The 17,572-nt window shown below is 57.6% G+C and carries 19 protein-coding genes and 1 tRNA gene; 2 read left to right on the forward strand and 18 right to left on the reverse strand.

Features of this window, described 5'->3' with window-relative positions:
* The coding region (locus DIE08_RS24195) for a transposase (protein ID WP_148096083.1) at nucleotides 1-191 on the reverse strand (191 nt) is incomplete at its 3' end.
* Between the two features lie 71 nt (nucleotides 192-262).
* Here DIE08_RS24195 and DIE08_RS24200 point away from each other — a divergent pair.
* Nucleotides 263-1,351, forward strand: coding sequence for a helix-turn-helix domain-containing protein (locus DIE08_RS24200; protein ID WP_260436559.1), 1,089 nt, complete (start codon nucleotides 263-265; stop codon nucleotides 1,349-1,351).
* Between the two features lie 225 nt (nucleotides 1,352-1,576).
* Here the strand turns inward: DIE08_RS24200 and DIE08_RS24205 are convergent, their stop codons facing one another.
* The 6 genes from DIE08_RS24205 to DIE08_RS24230 form a co-directional block, all read right to left on the reverse strand.
* The gene (locus DIE08_RS24205) at nucleotides 1,577-3,790 is read right to left on the reverse strand and encodes a S8 family peptidase (protein WP_221622508.1); all 2,214 of its coding nucleotides are present in this window, start codon (nucleotides 3,788-3,790) and stop codon (nucleotides 1,577-1,579) included.
* Between the two features lie 144 nt (nucleotides 3,791-3,934).
* Nucleotides 3,935-4,915 carry an AAA family ATPase gene (locus tag DIE08_RS24210; RefSeq protein WP_200091111.1) on the reverse strand — a complete coding sequence of 327 codons (981 nt, stop codon included), beginning with the start codon at nucleotides 4,913-4,915 and terminating at the stop codon, nucleotides 3,935-3,937.
* A 289-nt stretch (nucleotides 4,916-5,204) separates the two neighbouring features.
* Complete coding sequence (locus DIE08_RS24215; RefSeq protein WP_124903989.1) at nucleotides 5,205-5,453, reverse strand: hypothetical protein; 249 nt, start codon at nucleotides 5,451-5,453, stop codon at nucleotides 5,205-5,207.
* A 1,518-nt stretch (nucleotides 5,454-6,971) separates the two neighbouring features.
* Nucleotides 6,972-8,090, reverse strand: a complete 1,119-nt coding sequence (locus DIE08_RS24220; RefSeq protein WP_185715889.1) for a DUF3396 domain-containing protein — start codon at nucleotides 8,088-8,090, stop codon at nucleotides 6,972-6,974.
* Nucleotides 8,091-8,101: 11 nt separating this feature from the next.
* Nucleotides 8,102-8,833 (reverse strand): VRR-NUC domain-containing protein, encoded by a 732-nt coding sequence (locus DIE08_RS24225; protein ID WP_124715512.1) that lies wholly within the window; start codon nucleotides 8,831-8,833, stop codon nucleotides 8,102-8,104.
* Nucleotides 8,830-9,360: a PAAR domain-containing protein gene (locus DIE08_RS24230; protein WP_124715511.1), complete on the reverse strand. Its 531-nt coding sequence runs from the start codon at nucleotides 9,358-9,360 to the stop codon at nucleotides 8,830-8,832. Before DIE08_RS24230 ends, DIE08_RS24225 begins: the two co-directional genes overlap by 4 nt.
* A 208-nt stretch (nucleotides 9,361-9,568) precedes the next feature.
* Between DIE08_RS24230 and DIE08_RS24235 the strand changes: the two genes are divergently transcribed.
* Nucleotides 9,569-10,270: a hypothetical protein gene (locus DIE08_RS24235; protein WP_122944249.1), complete on the forward strand. Its 702-nt coding sequence runs from the start codon at nucleotides 9,569-9,571 to the stop codon at nucleotides 10,268-10,270.
* A gap of 44 nt (nucleotides 10,271-10,314) precedes the next feature.
* Here the strand turns inward: DIE08_RS24235 and DIE08_RS24240 are convergent, their stop codons facing one another.
* From DIE08_RS24240 to DIE08_RS24290, 11 genes are all read right to left on the reverse strand, one after another.
* Nucleotides 10,315-10,494 (reverse strand): hypothetical protein, encoded by a 180-nt coding sequence (locus tag DIE08_RS24240; protein ID WP_124903993.1) that lies wholly within the window; start codon nucleotides 10,492-10,494, stop codon nucleotides 10,315-10,317.
* A gap of 118 nt (nucleotides 10,495-10,612) precedes the next feature.
* The gene (locus tag DIE08_RS24245; protein ID WP_124903995.1) at nucleotides 10,613-11,068 is read right to left on the reverse strand and encodes a hypothetical protein; all 456 of its coding nucleotides are present in this window, start codon (nucleotides 11,066-11,068) and stop codon (nucleotides 10,613-10,615) included.
* Nucleotides 11,065-12,210, reverse strand: coding sequence for a type IV secretion system protein (locus DIE08_RS24250; RefSeq protein WP_124903997.1), 1,146 nt, complete (start codon nucleotides 12,208-12,210; stop codon nucleotides 11,065-11,067). The genes DIE08_RS24245 and DIE08_RS24250 overlap by 4 nt, the downstream gene beginning before the upstream one ends.
* 10 nt (nucleotides 12,211-12,220) lie before the next feature.
* The gene (locus tag DIE08_RS24255; protein WP_124903999.1) at nucleotides 12,221-12,460 is read right to left on the reverse strand and encodes an EexN family lipoprotein; all 240 of its coding nucleotides are present in this window, start codon (nucleotides 12,458-12,460) and stop codon (nucleotides 12,221-12,223) included.
* 139 nt (nucleotides 12,461-12,599) lie between these two features.
* Nucleotides 12,600-12,761 carry a hypothetical protein gene (locus DIE08_RS35730; RefSeq protein ID WP_154302346.1) on the reverse strand — a complete coding sequence of 54 codons (162 nt, stop codon included), beginning with the start codon at nucleotides 12,759-12,761 and terminating at the stop codon, nucleotides 12,600-12,602.
* A gap of 5 nt (nucleotides 12,762-12,766) precedes the next feature.
* On the reverse strand, nucleotides 12,767-13,498 hold the full coding sequence (locus tag DIE08_RS24260) for a DNA-binding protein (protein ID WP_122944245.1): 732 nt from the start codon (nucleotides 13,496-13,498) through the stop codon (nucleotides 12,767-12,769).
* Nucleotides 13,499-14,017: 519 nt separating this feature from the next.
* Nucleotides 14,018-15,061, reverse strand: a complete 1,044-nt coding sequence (locus DIE08_RS24270; protein ID WP_124904001.1) for a site-specific integrase — start codon at nucleotides 15,059-15,061, stop codon at nucleotides 14,018-14,020.
* A 7-nt stretch (nucleotides 15,062-15,068) separates the two neighbouring features.
* On the reverse strand, nucleotides 15,069-16,223 hold the full coding sequence (locus DIE08_RS24275) for a hypothetical protein (RefSeq protein WP_124904003.1): 1,155 nt from the start codon (nucleotides 16,221-16,223) through the stop codon (nucleotides 15,069-15,071).
* Nucleotides 16,193-16,268: transfer RNA gene (locus DIE08_RS24280), tRNA-Thr, on the reverse strand. Before DIE08_RS24280 ends, DIE08_RS24275 begins: the two co-directional genes overlap by 31 nt.
* A gap of 19 nt (nucleotides 16,269-16,287) precedes the next feature.
* Nucleotides 16,288-16,806 (reverse strand): ClpXP protease specificity-enhancing factor, encoded by a 519-nt coding sequence (locus DIE08_RS24285; RefSeq protein WP_124628018.1) that lies wholly within the window; start codon nucleotides 16,804-16,806, stop codon nucleotides 16,288-16,290.
* Between the two features lie 71 nt (nucleotides 16,807-16,877).
* Nucleotides 16,878-17,489: a glutathione S-transferase N-terminal domain-containing protein gene (locus DIE08_RS24290; protein ID WP_006400565.1), complete on the reverse strand. Its 612-nt coding sequence runs from the start codon at nucleotides 17,487-17,489 to the stop codon at nucleotides 16,878-16,880.
* Nucleotides 17,490-17,572 lie beyond the last annotated feature (83 nt).

Raw genomic sequence — 17,572 nt, forward strand, 5'->3', positions numbered from 1 at the left:
TTGTTGTTCTCCTGCTCCAGTTCCTTCAGGCGCTGCGCTTCGGAGACCGTCATCCCGCCGAACTTCGCTTTCCAGTTGTAGTAGGTCGCTTCCGAGATGCCGTGCTTGCGGCACAGCTCCGCCGGCTTCAGGCCAGCCTCGGCTTCCTTCAAGATGCCGATGATTTGCTCTTCGGTGAATCGCTTTTTCATTGCCGTTCCTCTCTGGAACGGACTCTACACCGTCACCGTACTAAACGCGGGGAGCAGGTCACAAGCGTGACTTGCCGACCTCTTGGGATGAAAAGGCGAAGCATCGCCTCATGGCTGACGTTACGGTATTCGCGAACGCTGGCGGGGGCGATATCGTATATGGCATGGATGAGGACGCAGATGCGCAGGCCTCGTCGCTAACGCCGCAGGTACTTGCCAGTGTCGACGAAGAGGTCCGTCGTCTGCAGGACTTCCTGCTCAACCTAGCGGAGCCACGGTTGCCGGGAACTCAAGTCCAAGCAGTGGCTGTCACCGTCGGTAGCATTCGTGGGCACGTCATAGTCATCCGAATCCCGGAGAGTTGGGCAGGCCCTCACCGGGTTAAGACAAACCAGCACTTCTTCGTGCGAGATGGACTGCGCAACCGACAGCTCGACATGCCGGAGATTCGAACTTTGTTCTTCCGGACTGAGAGTCGAGCCCAGCGCATTCGCGACTTCCGAAGTGACCGACTGAGCAAGGTTCTGACGGGGGAGGTGCCCTACAAGCTCACTGCGAGCACCGTCCTAGTGCTGCATATCGTGCCACTTCAAGCGGCGCTTGGCGTCGTTGACATCAACCCGGTGCAGTACTTGGGTCTACGCCGGCAAATCCCAGTCGCGGCGTCCCCGTCAGGTGCAGTGGCATCGTTGGTTAACTTGGACGGCGCCGCAGGGACGCGGAATCTGCTTGAGAACGGTACGAACGGGTACACACTATTGTTTCGAAACGGATTCATCGAAACGACCTGGGTGCTTAGTTCGAACAGCCCAGTTGATCGGGCCGTGCTGCCCGGGGGCACCTATGAAGACTACATCACCCAGTTCGTCACTGCGGCACGCAAAGAACTGACGCATTGGGGGCTAGACGGTCACGCTATCGCGATGCTGTCGATCTTGAACGCCAAGGACGTGACGCTCGGCATCCAGCGTGGGTATGCGGAGCCTGAGCGCGGAAAATTCGACCGCGACGTGTTAGTTATCCCAGACCTGGAGTTGCCAGGAACGAGCGATCTCCGAGTTGAACTCAAGCCTCTCTTCGACCTGATCTGGCAGTCAGCAGGCTTCGAAGGCTCACCACACTACGACACCGCAGGTAACTGGGCTCCCCAGCGAAGCTGAGAGGTAGCACCAAAATCCGGGCTCCGGACAAAGTAGAGCAGTCGGTCTCTGTGGTTGTCGAGCACGTCACATATCCACCGTCTGACCGCCCGCGCCCGCCCATTGACGACGCCGCCCTCACCCACTGGATCCATGCGACCTAGCCTTTCGGGCCTGATGCGTCGCTGCGCGGCGTGCGCTAACGAGATAAATGCCTCCCCATCCAATCTCAGCGGTCCGATAAAGCTACGCTGGCAGTCGGACTCTGATCTGTTGATACAGCCGAATCTCTTCCTCATGGCTCACTTCAACTACTACGGCAAAACGCTGGCTCTGCACAAGTTCCTGAGCCCACCCGCCTTCACACCGCACGACGAGATAGTAGCGATCGCCGTACTGAGTTAGGTCGCGTTGGAACGTGACCGCCGCCGTTTGTAGGGTCGCCGTTTCTCGATCACGAGGGCCAGGCTCCAATGCACAGTTAAACCGATTTTCCATCTCCGGAACACCACCCTCGACAGCAACATTGCGCCGTCGGTAATGCTCAAAGACCTGTTCTGCCGTACAACCCCGGATCAAACGAAAACTCATCCCGATGCCCGCATAGTCAACACGAGTATGACGAACCGGCGGATCAAACGCTAAGCTGATCTTGACGGTGCGCCGCCCCCTAGTCTGCTGAAAGGCAACTGGTATAGGAACCTCGTAAACCGCGAAATGGTCGATCGCTAGTTCATCCTCTGCATACAGAACAACGCGCGCGTCATCGGAATATGCAGCGCGCTCAAGATCAATTTGCCCACGCCCGCAGACCTTACGAATAGCGTCTGCGCCGAGAACACCAAGTCGATCAACAGCCTCTGGCGGGACAGTTGCCGCTCCTGCGAGTAAGGCTCGCACCAGATTGGCAGATGCTTGGGGCAAAAGCGCCAAAACTTGGCTCGCCTTGAACGCAACCAATGGCGCAGCATAGGATGTACCAGATCGAGCGGTAAAAAGCTGCTCGACATGGCGATGATTGAGAGAAACAATCCCGGCGCTGGGTAATTCCTCCCCGCCACGCAGCCGGACCGTGACGGCATCGAACACTGTCGTTCCACCAAAATCGACAAAATCTGGTTTGACCGAACCATCTATCCCGGGGCCCACCCGAGTAAAGGGCGAGGGCTCCAATGGTCCCGTTATCGGACGAACACGGATATCGCCCGCCAACTCCGGCGGAATGCCAGTATTGTGCGATATCGATCCAATTGATAATACATTTTGAGCGCCAGCCGGCTCACAGAATCGATTCGCGGGTTCCAGCAAATAGTCCGGATATTCTGTAACGGCCTGCTCTATAGCATTGCCACCACGTGGAGCGCGGTTGCCCGCAGATACCACAATCACAACGTTCAACTCGCGAACCAACTCGTCGAGCGTGGCTGCCCAAGCACCGACCTTCCTACCATCGTAAGTCAGCTTCCTATCGCCCAAAGCAATCACAAATATTCGACACCCGTATTGGGCGTGCAGTGCAGTGATTGCTTCACGCATTTGGGACGGCACTAGACGCCGGTTATCAAAGGCGCCTTGATCGTTTACGACCTTTGCGGAACACAGTCGCGCGCCACGATTTAGCGCTCCAGCATTTAACTGCCCAACTATGTCTCCAAATACCGCAATCCCCCCAACGACGGTCCCGTGCCCCCAAACGTCCGCAGTCCCCAAACTCGCCGGAACTCCGATGGCACCCACTAGAATGTCGGCGATGAGCGGGTGATCGTTGATGCCGCTATCAATGATCCCAATGAGGGGAGCATCGTCATCAAGAGGGGGCAGTTCGGGCAACTGGCCAAGGTCAAGTGCGATAGCAGCCTCCGCACGACCGTCAGGCTCCGGCGGCAGATCAATACTAGCAACTGCATCAACCCCAAGTAGCGTGCGAACGATCGCCCCACTCACGGTAATTCGAAGCATTGAAATGGACGGGCCGACATACCTATCGTGAACTTCTCCGCCACGATTGGTAACGTATGCACCGATCTCGTCAAGCTTGCGATCTCGGAGGTCCCGACGGCCAACGTCCCACAACTCTAAATCGAGGGTGTACCCCTGATCGTCACGAAAATCAGCCTCAGAAACAACCCCCCTTTCTCGTAGCTTTAACCCAATCCTATCGCGAGGCTCAACATCGCCGATCGATTCCACGTTTGCAATAAAAGCTGCGTATGCTGGATTTCGCTGCCCTGGAGGAACACCTTGGGAATAAGCGTCTATTCGCTGCCGGAAATCGCGCAAATCATCGTGATCTGCAAACAAGACCAATGTACGGTCAGAGTCGGACGATAAGACGGTAAGCCCAAGTCCTTCCCATGTGCTTTCTTGTCGTGCACCGACCATCCTCACTCGCAAGATAAGCGCAGGATCGACAAACTCGGGGCGACGGCGCGCGCGCTGAGCGGCAACGACAGTATTCAATTCTGCAGTCAGCCGGGCGCTGTGACCCCGAGGGTCACGCGTTGGCGGAGGCGGTCCACCCCCATTTTTTCGGCGCTCGAATCGCTCCGGCAGTCGAATAAGATGTAAATGTTCTAAATGAGGCATCGATTTTAATTTTCGAACTTATACCACCTCAATCATTCTCTCCCGCCCAGCTTTACGACGTTGCTCATCACGCAGGGCGCCCCGAAAATCACCCTCATCAACAATTTTCCGACGACCGATAAGCGCGGCCTTGATCGCCTGGATGCATATCCGCTCTATCTCAGCATACGAATAACCCGACAGCATTGATGCAAACAGCAACGGATCGAATCCGATCTGCACATTCTTGAACTGCGACTGCAGAAAACGGCGAATCATTCGATCGTTCGGCCGGTCAAACCAGATTACCTCATCAAAACGACGCCATACTGCTTGATCGAGAGTTTTGCTGAGATTCGTCGCCGCAATGAGAAAACCTCGAGGCTGAATGCGATCAATGAAAATCAGCAGACTGTTGACAACTCGACGCAACTCATTATGCTCCGACGTATCATCGCGCGAGCGGGCGAGCGCGTCAAATTCATCGAGAAACAAGACGCACGGATGCTTTCGAGCAAAGTCGAATATCTTCCTTATATTGGACGCAGTTTCACCCAAGTATGACGAAATCAGCTGATCCAATTTCACCACGTAAAGTGGCAAACCGAGTTCGCCTGCAAAAACTTCCGCACAAAGCGTTTTCCCACATCCCGGTGGGCCGCAAAACAAAAGCTTCGACCGAATCGGCAAACCCTTCCGACGAATTTCGTCGGAACGGCGAAACTCCTCCATCAATCCGAGAAACACCCGAACGTTAGCCGGCGCAAGCGTGATGTCTTTGTGCGTGCGACTGGGTTCGATCTTCTCGATGAATTCGCTGGCAGCATCCGGAAATTTAATAAGGGGAGCGAGCACCTTGGGTGCCTTAAGCTCACCGCTACCTTGGGCGGCATTGTCTAGAGTGCGACGCAACGCGCGCGCAAGCACCCGATTGTTTTTCTGTTCTTCTTCAACGATGATCTGCTCGGCAACTGCGCGGAACTCATCGTCCCGACCGTAACTCGCGAGCAACTTTTTCATCAGTTCGCCGCGCGCCATGTCAGCATCCCCAAGTTGTCCGTGTCTGGACGCGAATTATACGCGCCGGCCCGAGCAAACGATATCTCGGCAGACGCGGCACTATGGCACTGGACGCGCACTGCAACGATCTCGCCTACCCGCATAGGGGAAGTCCGTAGGGGCAGGCAACCACGCCACGGAACCCGTGTGCGCCGAGGAAGATAGCCCACCGGGCGCATAATGGGGAACAATGACGCAGTAGCTGTACTCCACCACTGCGACGCGTCATGACCATGCCCTCGCTTTTCCGTCAGACGCCTGCCGGAAGGGGCGGTGGCTCGTCGTCCGGCGCATACAGCGTGATCGTTGACGAGTCCATGCGAATATCGACCGTATAGACCGTCTTCGACCCACGAAGCAATCCAATCAACCAGTCGAACGGGTAAGGGTCTTCCGACTTCTGTGCGGCCTTGCATGCTTCGTGCAGAGTCAGGAGATCCTTCTGCTCTTGCTCGCTTAGGACTCGCATCGGCGACGTAACGATTCCCGGTGCAATCATGACACTCTCCCTTTCCCAATTTGTTCGGATCGGCTGACTCGATTTGTTCGCTATTGATGCACCTTCCACTACGCTATATGCCAGAGCCACCGGCCAATCGAAACTAGCACACCTGCCAGCAGTAGCATAACTGCGAGCATAAGTAGATATCGGCCGACCGTTCGAAGCAACAACGCAGAACCAACCGCAGAGCCGACTATGACAAAGGCTCGCACGGCCTTCGGCCACTCCATAGCGCCGCCCCGATGCAGAAAATAGTAGGCAGCCGCCCCACCCGCCAGAAAGCCGATTACCGTGAAAAAGTTCGCCATTCGGGCGAGCATTTCTCGATCCGCCGCGGCAACCAACTCATCTTTCGAATCGTAATATTCAGTGGTACCGTCATTGGCACGCCGGCCGTATCTCTTTCCCATTTACGGAGCCCTGTCGAGTTCTCGATTTTTTCGTCACAACATTGTGATCCACGAGCCATACATCGTCCATATATGACGAAAACCGGCGCAAGCCTATCTTGCCGCTGCCGCCGAACTTAGACTCACCCCACTCGATTGAGTCCAATGCAGCGCTGCTCAAAAAATAGGCGCTGTATCACGCGCTGATACATGCTAGTTCTGTGTCATCGCTTGATACTCCCCTAGTTCTGTATCACCTCGTGATACAGAACGAAGTTAACGATTGAGAACAATACCGCCCGGGCTGTTGATACCTCCTCGAACGAGCCTGGCGCTCGCAATGTGCCGAAACCGGCGAGCAATCCGCATGAGCTAAGAGGGATCAGCGATGAACGCACCGGGCACCGTGCGTGATCCCAATAGGGCTCATAGCCGGTCAGCGCCAAGACAAAAATCAGATATTTTCTGTCTTTCAACCGACAGCGGTTGTCTTTTGAGGTCCAATTTTTGCCCCGCAAGCGTCCCGAAAACGGGAATCCACGGTACTCCGCGCCTTGACGCCCCTGCACTTCAATTGCTCTCCCGGGCCCGTGGAGCCTTGGTCTAAGCCATTGACGGGGCAAGCCCCGCCACCGGCTAAGACCGGGATAAATCGCGCTCGGGTCGTCTTACAGCCGTCCCGATCGCTCAACCCGGCCCCCGTGAGGGCCACCGGCTGATCGGCCCAAGGTCCACCGAGGCAGATTTGTCTACAAGCATAGGGCGACCTGGGGTTGGATGGGCCTGTGGCTTGAAATCCGGCCCGCGGTGCCTATCCGCGCATCGCCTGAAGGCGAGCAAGCCACCTCGACACCTTCAGCGACTAACACCGCCGATTTTTGGCGAGCGCGCCGTAGCGCTGGATCAAGGGTTTGTTATCTCACTTGGGCAAGCCGCGCAGCGGCGCGTCAGGCCCGAAGGGCTCCATCGCGGGGAGCCGGTGGGCGGGTGCGGTATCCCGGCCGCGAGGGCCGGGACTGTCCACACCCTCGCGGTGTGGGCAGCGCAGCCATCCACGGGCGGGCGCGGGTGGACCTCGCACCAAAGGCGCATCAGCGATCTAGCAGATGGCCAATGCTAGTCACCGCTACGTCCCGACTGCCGGGAGTTTAGGCGTCTTGTGCAGTTCGACCCAATATTCGTTGATACGGTCCGGTTCGACATCGAGCCGACGAAGCCAAGCCTCGGTCGCAACCTGCGTGTTCAACAGGGGAGCGGTGCTAGTCGCCGTCCCAGTCTGTAACGTGCCGAGCGCATCAGCAATGATCGGGCGTAGAGCGTTGTTCAGCAGCACGTACGCGGGCGGAGGCTCAGGAGGATGGCCTGGCTCGCCGGCAATGCCCGTCTGCGGCGCAACGCCAGCCTGAATGATCAGGCCGCCGTCGTCGTAGGTCTGCTTGCGGAACCAGTCCGGTGGCAGGCCCAGTTTGTCTCCCCCCCCCAATTCCCGCACGAGGTCAGCATTGATTGCCGTCAACCAGTCCACCGTCTTGATGCGGTCGGTGAGCCGGCGGAGGTTCCGACGCATCGCGTCGCCGACGTCCAGACCGGGGCCGAATTTCCGCGCCCAAAAATATTCCGACGCCTCGTTCGGGCCACGCTGCAACAGCGACAGGTTCGCGGCATACCCAGCGTGCCCGTGCACCGCGTCGAGCTCGTCGACCGCTTGCGCGAAGTGCGCTTGGAACACGTCCGGACAGAGCGTCAGGAAGGCTTGCGGGACAGAGAACGTCGCAACGTCGATGCCTCGGTTCATCGACGCCTGCCAGTCCTCGAGACAGAAAGTCGAAAATTCCATCGTGCCGGCCTCCTGTTTGTCCTCCGCGTTAGAGAGGGCCAGTACGAACGGAGCATCAGCCGGGATGCTCGTCGCCAAGGAGGCGAACGAAGGCCCCTTTTCGAACTCAACCGGCTGCTTGCCATCTTGGTACAGCCATCGCAGCGGAGAGCCTTTGGACGGGTCACGGCCGGCGGCCTTTTCGGCCGCGCGCTGATAAGTCAGCAGCGCATCGTTGTACCGCTGGAAGCAGGCGCTAAGTGCCTTGCGTTTGGCCGGCGTGTGGCCGCCCTTGAAGTAGATAACGGCACGCACGGCGAGGGCCGCGCCTACGATCGCCCGCTGGTGCTTCGGCTCGAATGCGCCGAACGGAAGCGTGCCCGCTCGGTTCGGGTCGTTGGCCCACGCGATCAGTTCGTCCTTCGTCATTGGCATGATGCTTACAAGGGAAACGGAGTCGGCGGCAGCGCCGGGGGAATGAACGGCGGAAACGGACTGCCCGAGCGCGCATTGGAGCCTCCGCCGAGGATGCTCTCAAGGTCCGTTTGAGTCTGCTTTGCGGTCGATCGCTGAGATTGCTCATCGGCGTCACCGCAACCACAATCATCTGGCGTGATGCCGGCGTATTTCGATTCGTCGCCGGCGATGTCCATGTACGCGGCTTCCTGTGTCTTCGAAAACTCGTCGGGCGGGAATTTCATTTCCACCACCTTCCTGATGTTCGACTGTACAGGAGGTTTGGACGGATCGTTCACGATCACGACGTCGGGCCGTCGGAACCAAGTTTTGTCCTCTTGCTTGTACGCATCCATACCACCCGGCCAGTATTTCTGAATCCACGCCGGAAGCCACGGATGCGGGGTCGACGGGTCCGATGCACGCATGATCGGTGTTGGGGGCTCGTTCCGCATGTCGTACGAGACTTCCGGCAGGTACGCTGTCGTTTCGCCGGTCAGTACCTTCGAGGCGACGTTCTTTGCTCGCAGTCGCTGCGCGACGCACGATTGGCGGAGGATCTTCGCATCACGGCTGAAGACGCCTATCGATTTGCAGCGACACAGAGCGTCGCAGAGCACCGCGCGGTCTTCCGGGGATAAGTTGCCCTTCGTCATCCCGACCTGCGTGGTTTTCCCCTGGCCGGCCCCCATGTTGCCAGATGCCGAATTCGTCATTGGTCGCTCGCCGGGGCATGTTCAAAGGTCAGCGACGATGCCTGGTGGCTGCTCAGCCAGTCGGTATGGCCGCTCGCGTCCGTTGTGCCTCGGATCGTCTGGCCGTCGGCAGACGTAACGGTGTATGGGTGATTCGCGAGGGGTTCGCGCGACTGGTCGTCGACGAGTTGGAAGCGCCCACGATATGCGCCGTCGTCTTGCGCGATCGTCTGCGAGACAACGCTTTTGCCCGCGCCGACCGGCCCGCCTGCACCAGACGTCGGCTCCACCGTCGCCATGCCTTGTGACGCGATCAGCGTCGCGCCACAGGCTGTCTTGTCGCCTTCTGTCGCTACGGCTCGGCCACCGAATGTCATGCTGCGCACTCGGACGCCAACAATAGGATAGACGCCGCCACACTTCGGACACGACACCATGTCGCCCTCGAGCGCGAGCGGCTTACCGAAAACGATATTGGTCGAGGTGCAGGCGAGCACTCGACCACCATGGCTGGTCGTGTCGCCTTCACGAATGAATGCAGAACTCATGCAGAATCCTCACAGGAAATCTTCGGCGAATGTAGCACATCCGCTTTTTCTTGTTCCTACCATGCCTCTATTGGTGACGTGTCATTTCTAGCGCATTGCCTCGCGCGGAATCTCTTATAATTAACCCGGAATGTACAGAGGCTAAAAAAACCGGAAAACCTTATCCAGTAAGGCTTGGACTTGCTGCTGAATCAGTTGCGGAGAGGACATGAGCATGGTCGTAATCACGGACCGTGCGGCGCTCATGCAGCGCCTCATGGATGCAGTCATTCAGGGCTATAGCAGCTATACATCCGGCGTCGTCAAAACAGAGCGTGTACACGCTCTCTGTGAAAAATTCTCCGAACGCTATCTGATTGCCCTTAATCGTAATCAGCTCGCATATCGACGTGCAAAAAACCAAGGTAATGCACGGTTCATTCTCGCTGATCTAGGCGACCAGAACGGCCTACACTGGTGGCTACTGGTCACGGAAGGCGAGCACGCCGCACACAAACTCGAAGTGCTGAAAGAGGCGTTTGGCAAGGGCAGCCGATTGCGTGTCGAAGGCTATGAACTACTCAAACTCCCCCGATCGAAGAGTAAAGGCGGTGGATTTCACTATACGTGGTGCATGTCGCAGGAAACAAAGCGGCAGTGGCGTTATCAGATACGCATCGCCGTTCGAGCCCGCCGACCGGACGACGCGGCCGCTAAGGTTTTGCGCCTGATGTACAAGGCTCCCGGCTTCGATTCCATCAAGGCTCAGGTGGATAAACTCGCGGACTTTCTGCGGGGGGAATGGTCCAGAACCGGACACGATGTGCAGCATTTGAAGGTTCCCGAGTCACTGACGCCAGTTCCTCGTCTCGCTAGCGATGGGGTGCCGTTAGCCGAATGGATAGCCGCACGGTTGCCGCAAAGCGCTTGATATTTGGAGGGAAAATGAACGACGGAACGGTCTCAAACTTAATCTCATGCGGCATCTTGATCGTCGGTCTCGCGTTCGCTTTCTGGTTCACGGCGGTGCTGCCAGATCGTGAAAGACGAGCTAAAAGGCAGTCGGGGCCAACCGAGAAATCGATCGGGAAAGGCGGGCGTGATACATGAAACTGGTGAAGCTTCGCACGCATCGGACAGGATTTTTGTCGTCATCGGAGACGTCCTTCCGGTACGTGAACGAACGATAGATCGAGGAATATTGGGTGCCGAAGACAGCTTGCGCTACCGCGCGATCAGAGACTAATCGCCGCCCGGAAGCGGCGTTGTGCAGTCAACGCATGAGCGATCGGGCGACGTTTATCGGCCACAGCCAGACGTAGAAGAGGCGAAGCTGGAGCCGGCTATTCCAGTCCAGGCTGTTGAATTTCTCAGCCGGGATCACCTTGGCCCACCAGCAAAAGCCCATTCCAACGGCGACGTATAGGACGAAGTACACGACAAGATAGCTAGTTGGGAAGCGCGACAGCAGCCACATCACAGCGAGAGCGATCGCAAAATTCACCAGCCGTATCGACAAGGCTTCTTGCGGCGACGCGTTCAGATTGGACTGGAACAGCCGCTTCTCCCGTTGCTCTCTTTCGACCCGAGCGACGTGGTCGGCGATGGTTTCTCCGCGCAATCTGCTCCCGATGAAGGGGAGCACGAATCTAAAAATTACCGTCGCGGCTACAACAGCCATGCCTGCGATCACAACCGTTCGAAGTGCGTCATTCGATACCTCGATCATCGTTGCGTCCCCCTGTCTTGTGAGCCTTGCGATCCTTGAGCGTAGCTGTATCCGCCTCCATTAGACGAGCCGCCCCCGGCGCTGCCCGCCCCGGAATTCGAGCCGCTACCCGTGCCTGCACTGCCTTGCGATCCTCGAGCGTAGCTGTATCCGCTACCACTCGACGAGTTGCCGCCGGCACTCCCGGCCCCGGAATTCGAGCCGCTGCCCGCCCCTGCACTGCCACCCGTGTTACCTCCGGACGAGCTTCCCCCACCTCCGCCGGAGGCCGCAGGAGACGAGCTTGGCTGCGGCAGGAAGCGATCAAAATTCGTCTTGACGCCACTCGTCCATCGCGCTGCGAGATCGGGCAAGACCTTCAACAAACCGAGTGCCATAACGGTGACAAGGCCGGCCGTGATGATCGGGCCAATGATGGCCGCGTCCGGGTTCGGTTTGGCCGCGGCCGAGATGGCGCTGTCGTAGAAGTGCATGAAAACACCGAAGCTCATCGCCGTTATCGCTATGAGGATGACGTAGTTCAAGACCGAACCGAGCCAGTTCCCAAAGAGATTGGCGAGCGGCGGGGCCAGCAACATGAAGATGAAGAATGGGCCGAAGCAAACTGAAAGCGCGAGCAGGAACTTCGCAATCAGAATCGAGACAGCGCCCACGCCGCAGATCAGTAGAGTGGAAAGCACGAGCACAATGCCCAGAATGAAAGCCCCAATCCCGGTGCTCGTCAGTAGGCTCGAATTCGCGAAGACCGTGCGCATGACGGTCAGACTGTGGTCGATCGCGCCATCGATCAGGCTTGCTATGGCGCTGTTACTCGAACCCAGGCTCCCGTGTACCAGCAGCTTGGACGCCAGTTCATCGGGCAAGTGGATGGCTGTACTGGCCAGCGTTGTTTCATACAGGCCACCGGCGCCGGCGATCCCCACAATCGCGTAATACTTGAGGAACTTCTCCATGAGGTGCGTGAGCGGTACGCCGCTCGGCCGCAGCATCGTCGCCACGCCATCTATGACGAGCATAATGGTCAGGCCAAGCGCCGCGAGCGGCGTGACCCATGCAATCATCCGGCTAACGTTTTCGGCGACGATCTGGAGCGTCACAGCATCCATGTAGTCGAATATCTGCGTTACCGCATCGAAGGCCATGGTTCGCTCCTTATTGCTCACGGGCCGCTTTAAGCGCCGCTTCCTTGCCGTAGAAAGCAACCATCGCGTTTGCTTCTTTCGCGTTCAGGCAGTCTGAACCTTGCCGCAGGTATTGGGCGGGATCGTTCTCGCATACCTTGAATCTGCTGGCTCGCTCCGCGTCATGCTCGATATACCAAGCCTTGGTGTGATATTCCTGCCCACAGGCGGCCAAAACGCAGGCAACCAGGACGTAGATGCATTTCTTCATATTCACATCCTCCGTGTAACGTTTTAACGTCGTGATGTTTTAGCGTTGTGACGTCGTAACTTTATAACTTCATGATGTTTTAACGTTAGTATTCCTACTTAAATATTCTCTGGCTTGATATTTTTTCACTGACCTGCTTCTAGCGCAGATTAACCATGCAGGTCTTCACGCCGTCTTTCAGCGAATGGGACAGCAGATCAAGCATCGTGAAATACGCCTCTTGATCGCTCGGATCGACGAAACTGCTCAAGTTGATGAGAAGCTGGAATGCTTCCTGTGTTCTGGAGATGTTGTGCAGCAAGCCTCTCAGACGAGCGACGTTGGCCGCTTCGTGTTGCTGAGAGTTGCAGGTACACTCAGTTCTAGCCATGATTCACCTCTTGGAAGGTGGGTTGTGGTCAGGCCCGTCTTGGTGTTGGCGCACCTTGGCGGGCCGCTTGCTGCGTCGTCTGAGCCTCGCATTGCGTTCGCCCCTATCTCCGCAACGCGCGCGGCTAGCGGCGAGAGCGGCTTGTCAGATGGTGGCCCGGCTGCCTGAGGAGTAACGGCAACACGGACGGCCGCACGCAACTCCCCGGTCTTCGAGTCCCACGCAAGTCCCGCGCTGGGAATGACTTCGGCACGGGCAAATGCGTCCGGATCGTACTCGCCGGTTTCCAGCGCCGCCTTGATCCGTGCGAGCCACTTGGAAAGACTCTTGGGTACATAGTCGACGACGATCGAACACGTTCCTTTTTCTGACACCACATCGAAGCGTTCGCGCGCAACGTAGATATTCGTCTGCCTGAACTTCCCCACTTTCTTCAGCAAATTTGCTGCCTCGAGGCGCGCCAAGGCCTTTTGCACAGTGGCAGATGCCAAACCCGTGACCTCCATGAGGCGGCGAACACCTGGACGGCCTCTCCCGGTGTTGAAGTCGGCATGCGACTTAATTGCGTTCAACACGTTCAACGCGTCCGACCCAAGTTTCCGAGCAAGGCCCGATCTGTATAGGTCTTGCTGGACAGTGATAAAGGTCGTGTCAATGCGCCCTTGCATACCTTATTCCGCAAAGAGGTGTGCAACAGCAGCCGTCTTAAACAAGACACGCCGACCGATCTTGATCCGTGCCGGCAGAAGTTTTCGAGACACATCGTTGTCTCGTGTGAGCGTTACTCGAAGCCCCTCAGGACTCCGATGCAATAGTTCCGCCACTTGTGGAAGAGTCAGCAATGCTCCGTAACGCTCGATGATGTTTTCTTCCGTCGAAGTCACTTGAATAACTCCATGTTTTTGTCTTCAACGGAAGATTACGGATTCACCGAACGCCTCACAAGACCACATCAATGTCGCGAATTATAGTCGCGCACTTTATACGCACCGCAAAAACACAATGAGAATCAATGTGTTAAACGACAAAATTGATTCAGTGCTAATACCCCCGATAAATTGTGTTTCTGTTTGTAACGACGACGTGTACACGCACTCAATATTTTAAAAGAGCGCGTGTACACGTACTCGATCGAGTCGATCATGACTTTAGGAGTGGGACGAATCAAATCACCTAGGCGCTATTAATCAAGCGCGCCGAAGACTATCGAGCCTCTGCACCAGATCCTCAGCTCGCAGATGCGTGTAACGCTTGAGCATTTGCATCGACTTATGGCCGCTGATCGAGGCCACCTCCTGATCACTCAACCCCGCCTCAACAAGCCGACTGACTGCCTCATGTCGCAGATCGTGGAAATGCAGATCGACCATCCCGAGGTCGCGAACGATGCCGGTCCAGAGCTTCTGGAACACATACGGCTTACGCTTTCCGTCTCGCCCTGGCTCGCCGAAGAACACGAGATCGGTGTCAATGGGCCGTATCGGATTGTCCAGGGCCGCGCGGAGGACTTCGGCTGCCTCACGCGTCAGCGGCACCACACGACTGGAACCGTTCTTTGTATCCCTGAGGGTCACGACTCGCCGATCCAAATCTACTTGCGAGCGACACAAGCCCGTGATCTCGGACGATCGCATGCCGGTTTCGACGGCAAGTCGCACGATCCAGCCGAGCATCGGGTTGCTATGGGCGTCAGCGGCCGCGAAGAGACGTTGCTGTTCATCACGACTCAATCGCCGGTCCCGGCCGGCACCGGGACTCGGCTTGCGAACGTTGGCGACGGGATTGAAAGTCAGGCCAATTCCCCACTCCTGAATCGCCATCCGGAAGAGATGCCCGAGCATCGCAAGCTCGAGGCGAACCGTGTTGTTTGATTTGCCGGCCGCGAGGCGTTCATCGCGATACTTGGCAACGAGCTCGGCACTGACGGCCGCCATCGAATACTTCCCGAAAAACGCCTCGAGGTGCTTCGCAGAAAAGCTCTCGCTGCGCTGCGTGGTTGCCTTCTTGGTAACCGACACCTCTTCCATATACCGCTTCAGCGCGGCCGACACCGTGAGTTTTTCGGAGGGAGCACGCGACAGATAGACACCTCGAACCATCTCATCTTCGGTCCGACGCGCCCAATCCTCGGCGTCACGCTTAGTACGAAAAGTTTTGGCCGCGGTAGGCCAGCCGATCTTGCGGATGACAGCTTTCCAAGTCCCGGAGGTCGTCTTGACAATCGTCGCCATCTCGATCCTATTTGCAAGCTTTGGCCAACGCTGACAACGGGCGGGCCGGTGACTCAGGCAAGTTAAATGGAGCATCTCCAAATGACCTAATCACGGAGCCTTTCTCACCCAGCAGCACAAAAGTGCTTCCAAAACCCTGCAGCAGGTATAAAACCTCTTTCCGCGCGCCGGAAACCTCTGGATCCACTAGCAGTACTGACCGGTATTGTGAAAGAGCTGAACGGCCTTCGCAGGCCCAGTTCTGGAGTGCGCTCTTGGAAACCACCGTCGCTGGATATTGGTATGGGATATGCCCGGTAACTGCCGTATAGACCTTGGCGAAGGCCCGAGCCCCGTCCGTCTTTGCCGGATCAAGCAACGTGGTCAGAAAGAGGGTGTAGACGCCTGCCGCAATCAGCGTAACCGACCCGGTGAGAATCACGGCAAGGGTAATCAGCCGTGGCGGTTTCGCGCTACGCTTACGACGCGCGGTCCTTGCCATACGACATACGCCTCTGCGGCCAAGAACTCGCCACCTCGAACGCTCGGTGATGGCATCGTAGTGCTCTGCGGGCACCCCCTTGCTCGCCCACCTCGCAGCCCAAGCATATCGTCGGCGCAGTCCCAGTTGGTCACATCCATCCTGCCGCTGACGGCGACGCGTGGCGACCGAATGCCGGCCAGTCCACCAATCCGGGCCAACGACATTCAGCCACAGATAGAGAACCGATACCACAATAACAACGGCCACCGTGCGCCAGACACTCTGGAGCCTCACTCCGGCCAGCATTGTGTCGTACAAATCCGGCTGAAACATCATGCTAGGGACGCCAGCCGTCTCCGCCCAGCCGTCAAGATACGACCGCCCGACCGCATAGTTCAGCGCAGCGGCCATCGTGAATACTAAGGCGCCCCCTTCGAATATGTGCTCAGCGAGGTAGGCACCCATGCGTGCAGCAACATTGTGCGGCGAACGCCCTTCCTCTTCGGAATTATTTGTCGTCACAAAACAGTCCCAGTTCGATAGCCCTGCGATGGTCAACGGCACGATATTCAGCCGCCCCAGATCCCAGCAGTGTACCGAAACTGTACTTTTCAACGCCCAGAAAGCACAAGGGGTTACGTGAAACTCACGTAACCCCTTGATTTTATTGGTGCCGGCTGCAGGACTCGAACCCGCCACCTGATGATTACAAATCAACTGCTCTACCAGATGAGCTAAGCCGGCGTAAGCGCGAGATTCTACCTCATTTCACGATCTTGAGGCGAGGTCTGCCGCCTTTCGAGCCGTCGCCGTCGGTTTTCGGCGGTTCGTCGGCGCCTTCGGACGGCTCCTCGTTCGCCCCGTCATCGACGACAGGCGTCAACACGGCAGGCGACTCGTCACGCGGCGCATCTTCCGCCTGCGCGGCATCGTCTTCGAACGCGCCCGAATCCGCGCCCTCGCCCGCGACCGCATCGACCTGGAACGCCATCCCCTGCCCATTCTCCCGCGCATAGATCGCGAGCACGTTGGCCACCGGAATCTCGATCTTGTGCGCCTTCCCGGAGAACCGGGCGGTGAACTCGATCCACTCGTTACCCATCTGCAGCTGGCTCGTCGCCTCGAAGCTGATGTTGAGCACGATCTCGCCGTCACGCACGAACTGACGCGGCACGCGCGTCGAGTTGTCGACCCTCACCGCGATATGCGGCGTGTAACCGTTATCAGTGCACCACTCGTACAACGCGCGCAGCAGATAAGGTTTCGTTGAAATCTCTTGCATCACAATCCTCGAACCCGGAGCGGGCACGCGGCACGCCGCGCCGCCCGCTCCGTCATGCACTCATTGCACCATCAACGACGCATGACCTTTTCGGACGGCGTCAGTGCTTCGATATAGGCCGGACGGCTGAAGATCCGCTCGGCGTACTTCATCAGCGGCGCAGCGTTCTTCGACAGCTCAATGCCGTAGTGATCCAGACGCCACAAGAGCGGCGCGATCGCGACGTCGAGCATCGAGAACTCCTCGCCGAGCATGTACTTGTTCTTCACGAAGATCGGCGCGAGCTGCGTCAGGCGATCGCGGATCGCGAGGCGTGCCTTCTCGTGGTTCTTCTCCGCTGCCTTGCCCTTTTCGTTCTCGAGCGTGCTGACGTGAACGAACAGCTCCTTCTCGAAGTTGAGCAGGAACAGGCGTGCACGTGCGCGCTGCACCGGGTCGGCCGGCATCAGTTGCGGGTGCGGGAAGCGCTCGTCGATGTATTCGTTGATGATGTTCGATTCGTACAGAATCAGGTCGCGCTCGACCAGAATCGGCACCTGACCGTACGGGTTCATCACCGAGATGTCTTCCGGCTTGTTGAACAGGTCGACGTCACGGATCTCGAAATCCATGCCCTTCTCGAACAGCACCAGCCGGCAACGCTGGGAGAACGGGCAAGTTGTGCCGGAATACAGAACCATCATATTTGCGTTTCCTCAAAAAAGCCGAGGGCCGGCACGCGGCGCAACCCCTTTCACGGGTTCCGCCTTGCGCCGGCCCCACGCCG

It is taken from the genome of Burkholderia sp. Bp9004, from assembly GCF_003858025.1.
In the GTDB taxonomy this organism is placed as follows: Bacteria; Pseudomonadota; Gammaproteobacteria; order Burkholderiales; family Burkholderiaceae; genus Burkholderia; species Burkholderia diffusa.